At 34.2% G+C, this 1,414-nt stretch carries 2 protein-coding genes; both read left to right on the forward strand.

Annotated features, from left to right (window positions below; all coding sequences use genetic code 11):
* Positions 1–54: 54 nt before the first annotated feature.
* Positions 55–438 (forward strand): transposase family protein, encoded by a 384-nt coding sequence (locus HNS38_RS20045; protein ID WP_172284923.1) that lies wholly within the window; start codon positions 55–57, stop codon positions 436–438.
* Between the two features lie 136 nt (positions 439–574).
* Complete coding sequence (locus tag HNS38_RS20050; protein ID WP_216663805.1) at positions 575–1,390, forward strand: transposase; 816 nt, start codon at positions 575–577, stop codon at positions 1,388–1,390.
* Positions 1,391–1,414 lie beyond the last annotated feature (24 nt).

The raw sequence follows: 1,414 nt of genomic DNA on the forward strand, positions 1-1,414 counted from the left end.
GGGTCACATTAAAAACTATGGGGAATCCTTATCTTAGCTGACAAAAATTAAGTTTTGGAATTAACAATATTACAAGAGTTTTTACCCGCATTTATCTTAGATTATTTTGAGGTAAAAGAGTTTTACAAGTTAGGCAATGTATCTACTAAGCAAGATGAATACTTTCTATGTCTAGATGAGCGTAACCTCTTGCCATCAGGATATTTAAATATTAATTATGAGTCAAAAGGTTTTTTACCGTCCTCAAAAGTACAAGACTTTCCTATACGAGGTAAAGCGGTATATTTAGTAATTCGAAGACGCAGATGGCGTCATAAGCAAACACATAAAGAGATAACAAGAGATTATTCACTTGTTGCTGAAGGTTCACGATTAACACAAGAACTTTCAGATTTTTTAAAAGGAACAGGTAGAGACCCGAGAAGATACGATAAGTAATATTGCCAGTTTTTATGGAGTTAAAGCAGACAAACTTCGTAGGCAATACAAGAAGTATAGTAGTGGTTTTCAGGACTGGGAACAAAGATTGCATTCTGAGGACTATATGCTTTTTCCAAAGAATGTAGGTGATTACATGAGTATTGATGAAGTTTCCTTATCACAGGGAGAGCTTTACACTTTTGTAACAAACAAGAATGGACATGGTAAAAAAGGAACCTTATTGGCATCGATAAAAGGAACCTTATCTAAAGACATAATAAGTGTACTTGAGAAACTACCTCTTGATGTCAGGCAAAAGGTTAAAGAAGTAAGTCTTGATATGGCCAAAAATATGGAATCATCCGTCAAGACGTGTTTTCCTAACGCAAATCTAGTTACCGATAGATTTCATGTTGTAAAATTGGTTACAGATGCTCTGCAGCATGTACGGGTAAAATTACGTTGGGAAGAATTAGATAAGGAAAATGAAGCCATTGATGAAGCAAGAAAACAGAACAAAAAGCACAAACCTGAAATACTAGAAAATGGAGATACCCCGAAACAATTATTAGCTAGAGCTAGGTTTGTTATCGCAAAAAAGCCAACTGACTGGACTGATAATCAGAAACAAAGAGCAGGTCTTTTATTCAGTATACATCCAAAGCTTAAACAGGCTTATAATCATTCTCTTGAGTTTAGAAATATCTATGAAGAAAACTCAATGGATATTGCTCAGCAGAAATTTAGACAGTGGATAGACAAATCAATGAACCAAGATATAAAAGAGTTTTATTCGGCTGCTAAATCAATAAAATACCACATTGATAATATCCTTAATTTCTTTAAAAACAGAAATACCAATGCCAATGCGGAATCTTTCAATGCTAAAATAAAGCTTTTTAGATCTAACCTCAGAGGCGTTACGGATGTATCGTTTTTCCTCTTTAGATTATCAAAGCTTTTTTCGTAGTCCCCATAAAAATTAACTTGACCC

Source organism: Lentimicrobium sp. L6 (genome assembly GCF_013166655.1).
In the GTDB taxonomy this organism is placed as follows: Bacteria; Bacteroidota; Bacteroidia; order Bacteroidales; family UBA12170; genus UBA12170.

Bases quoted from the DNA above. Each gene is read 5' to 3' on its own strand.
- HNS38_RS20050 (WP_216663805.1), top strand. From the start codon at position 575: ATGAGTATTGATGAAGTTTCCTTATCACAGGGAGAGCTTTACACTTTT.